The organism is Thiohalocapsa sp. (genome assembly GCF_019695415.1).
Classification (GTDB): Bacteria; Pseudomonadota; Gammaproteobacteria; order Chromatiales; family Chromatiaceae; genus Thiohalocapsa.
In genome coordinates, this window is record NZ_JAIFKJ010000233.1 from 1 (window position 1) to 3,298 (window position 3,298).

General features: G+C 66.2%; 4 protein-coding genes. 3 read left to right on the forward strand and 1 reads right to left on the reverse strand.

From position 1 onward, the window contains the following. Positions 1 to 120 precede the first annotated feature (120 nt). Positions 121 to 669, reverse strand: a complete 549-nt coding sequence (locus tag I6U14_RS06635) for a CNP1-like family protein (protein ID WP_296897885.1) — start codon at positions 667 to 669, stop codon at positions 121 to 123. Positions 670 to 885: 216 nt separating this feature from the next. On the opposite strand from I6U14_RS06635, the gene I6U14_RS06640 reads away from it, so the two are divergent. From I6U14_RS06640 to I6U14_RS06650, 3 genes are all read left to right on the forward strand, one after another. Then, on the forward strand, positions 886 to 1,425 hold the full coding sequence (locus I6U14_RS06640) for a gamma carbonic anhydrase family protein (RefSeq protein WP_296897887.1): 540 nt from the start codon (positions 886 to 888) through the stop codon (positions 1,423 to 1,425). 13 nt (positions 1,426 to 1,438) lie between these two features. Then, a complete protein-coding gene (locus I6U14_RS06645) occupies positions 1,439 to 2,110 on the forward strand; it encodes an SCO family protein (RefSeq protein WP_296897889.1) in 672 nt (223 codons plus the stop codon). Positions 2,111 to 2,203: 93 nt separating this feature from the next. After that, on the forward strand, positions 2,204 to 2,986 hold the full coding sequence (locus I6U14_RS06650) for a cytochrome c (protein WP_367115633.1): 783 nt from the start codon (positions 2,204 to 2,206) through the stop codon (positions 2,984 to 2,986). Positions 2,987 to 3,298: the final 312 nt, after the last annotated feature.

Genomic DNA, 3,298 nt, shown 5'->3' on the forward strand with positions numbered 1-3,298 from the left:
CCGGCTCCGTCTGATTTTTGGGCAGGATGCCCAATAAATCAGCATCTCCTTAGCGGGAAACTCGGTCCCGGCGGCGGGGTTTCAATGGATCGCCCGGGTGGGCCGGGGGCGATGGCCTAATCAATCCGGCAGGAAGCGCGCATTTTCCACCTGCGGCACCCGGCCGCTCTCCAGCATGCGCACCTGATCCCGCTTGGGCCGCGCCTCGAAGGCCAGCGGGATGCACAGGTAGTGCCGCCATAGGTCGTAGTGAAGTGGGTCATTGCCCGTTTTGCTGACGGTGACCCACGCGGCGTCTGCCTGCGTCCGCGTGAAACGGCCGTCGGCACCAAAGGCATAGGTCTTCCAACGTCCCTGAGGGGTGCAGCGGAGTCCTTCGAAGCTCAGGTTGCGGGCGCCGCTCGGCGACTCCGTGACCAGCGTGTACCGCACCACGCCGTCGGGGTCCGTGCGCAGGCTGCGCGTGTCGATGTAGTGGGTCAGGGGCTGCTGTGGTCCGTCCAGCTTGACTTCGACCAGGTCGTCGTCCCGGGGCCAGGCGGGCAGGGCATAGTCGCCCTCCTGCCATTGACGTCCGTCGGTAACGCTGCGCGGGGTAGGCGCCTCCGGATCCGGCTTGAAGGGCGTATCTCGGTAGCCGCCGACGCGACCCCCGCAGGCGGTCACCATGCAGGCGGTCAACACAAGCAGTGCGAGGCCGGCGCCCGCACAGCGGCGGGAGGAGGGGCGCGGGTGAATAGAGCGCATGGCGGATGCCCGAAGCGGCTTCAGTTGAGCGGCCCCGGATCATAGCAAAGGGCCACGGCCAGTCGCCGTGGCCGGCCGCAGGCTCGGCCGCGTGTTAGCATTTGCCGATCGCATCGATTCGCACGCGCCGGGGGCCCCATGAACAACGTCCGCAGTTATCAGGGATTGGAGCCGCGCATCGCGTCTGATGCCTATGTCGACGAGGCCGCCGTGGTGATCGGTAACGTGGAGGTGGGGCCGCAGGCGTCCATCTGGCCCATGGCCGTGGTGCGGGGAGATATCCATCGCATCTACATCGGCGCCGGCAGCAACGTCCAGGATGGCAGCGTGCTGCATGTGTCGCATGACAGCCGCTTCCTGCCGGGCGGGGCGCCCACCATCGTGCACGAGCGTGTCACCGTCGGCCACCAGGCTATGCTGCACGGCTGCGAGGTGCATGATCACTGTCTGGTGGGCATCGGCGCCCGGGTGCTGGATCGCGCGGTATTGCGGCCGCGGGTGATGCTCGGTGCCGGCGCGCTGGTGCCGCCGGGCAAGAAGCTGGATGGCGGTTGGCTGTACGTGGGTGCACCGGCCAAGCGTGTACGGATGCTCACGGACTTGGAGCAGGAATATTTGGACTACGCCGCTGTGCACTACATGGAGCTTGCGGTGCGTCATCGGGCCACCGCCGGCTGAGTGTGCCCGGGACATGTTCGACCGGTTTTCCCTACCGCCACAGACGCGCCCGGGGGCTGTATCTTGGCCGCGGCGGGCCGTCCTGGTGCCGGCGCTGCTGGTGGTGGGCTTGTCGGTCGTCTTGGCCTGGCTGTTGTGGGCCTGGCAGCCGGGCGTGGAGGGCAACGGCGGCCACCGCCGCCCGGACCTCGCCAGCGCGCCCGAGGGCGGCGATTTTACCCTGCAGTCGGTCTCGGGACCGGTGTCGCTGTCGGACTTCCGTGGCAAGGTGGTGCTGCTCTATTTCGGCTACACCGCGTGCCCGGACATCTGCCCGACCAACCTCGCCATCATCGCCTATGCGCTCAAGCAGCTCAGCCCCGCCGAGCGGGCCCAGGTGCAGGTGCTGTTCGTCAGTGTCGATCCGGCCCGGGATGCCCTGGAGCGCCTTGCCGAGTACGCCGCTTACTTCGACCCCGGTATTCTCGGTATCACTGGGTCCGATGCCGCAGTCGCGGCCGCCGCCGAGCGCTACGGCGCCGCTTATCGGCGCACGGAGCAGTCCGCTTCCGCCATGGGCTACCTGGTCGACCACTCGGCCTTCACCTATGTCATCGACCAGCACGGAGAGCTGGTGGATACCCTGGCCCATGCCACCCCGGCGCAGGTGATCATCAATCGTTTGCGGGGGCTTTTTCGAGCCTGAGCCCGACCCGACCCCCGACCCGACCAAGGGTGCCAGTGTGCGGGCAGGGCGGAACTTTGGCCCGCGCCATCGCTCCATACGGGAAGCCGCCGGTTGGCGCATGCCATTGACCCATATCGCTATCTGCTGATATACATGAAAGGCTTAGGTCCTGGGTTCGTCGTGGCGCACAGCCGACCGCGGGCCGAAGCACGTTCAACGACCATCGACTCGGAAGATGCCATGAAGATTTCGCTGCGCTCCGCACTCGCCGCCGCCGCGCTCCTCGCGGTTGGGACCACATTTGCATCCCCCGCACCCGAATCGGGGGGAATCGGCATCGGCGGCGACCCAGAGAAGGGTAAAGAGAAAGCGAACCAGATCTGCCAGGCCTGCCATGGCATGGACGGGAACGGGATCCCCGGGCAGCCGGTGTGGCCGAAGCTCGCGGGCCAACATCCGCAGTACATCTACAAGCAGCTCATGAATTTCAAGAACAACGAGCGCTACAACGTGCAGATGTCACCAATGGCCATGCCGCTCACTGAAGAAGAGGTTAAGAACCTCGCTGCATACTATGCGTCGTTGGAGCAGTCGGGCGGCACTGCCGAGGCGGATTTGGTCAAGAAGGGCGAACAGATCTACCGTGCCGGTAACGCGGAGACCGGTGTGCCAGCCTGCACCGGCTGCCACGGCCCCGCCGGTCTGGGCAGCAACCTGGCAAAGTTCCCGCGCATCTCCGGCCAGCATTCCGAGTATCTCGCGCAGACCCTGCAGTACTTTCGCTCTCAGGAGCGGGCCAATGATCCGAACGGCATGATGCGCGGCGTCGCCGCGAACATGACCGACGAAGAGATCGAGGCCGTGGCGGCGTATATCGAAGGCCTGCGTCGCTGAGTACCATGCCGCGGCCGGACGTGATTAAGTCCGCGACCCAATCTTGTTCGGCCGTCCTCTGCGGACCTCGCAGACACCGTCAGCTGCGCCGGCCGCGCGGGACTGAATGGCCCGTGAGCCCTCTTCAACGCCTCAGAGAGCGCTTGCGGGCTCAATCCTGAACATAGAACCAAGCCCAAGGGCCTGCCCTTAGGGCTGCCAGATCCTGCAGCAATCCCGGCAGTGGCGTCCCTTCGCCCGGGAAGACCTCTTCGACCAGCACGAAGCTGCGCCCCGCACCGGCGTGTCGGCCCCACTTCCAACGGTATGCGG

Coding starts and splice junctions, on each gene's coding strand:
- I6U14_RS06635 (WP_296897885.1), bottom strand. CDS start 669: ATGGTGACCGCCTGCGGGGGTCGCGTCGGCGGCTACCGAGATACGCCC.
- I6U14_RS06640 (WP_296897887.1), top strand. CDS start 886: ATGAACAACGTCCGCAGTTATCAGGGATTGGAGCCGCGCATCGCGTCT.
- I6U14_RS06645 (WP_296897889.1), top strand. CDS start 1,439: ATGTTCGACCGGTTTTCCCTACCGCCACAGACGCGCCCGGGGGCTGTA.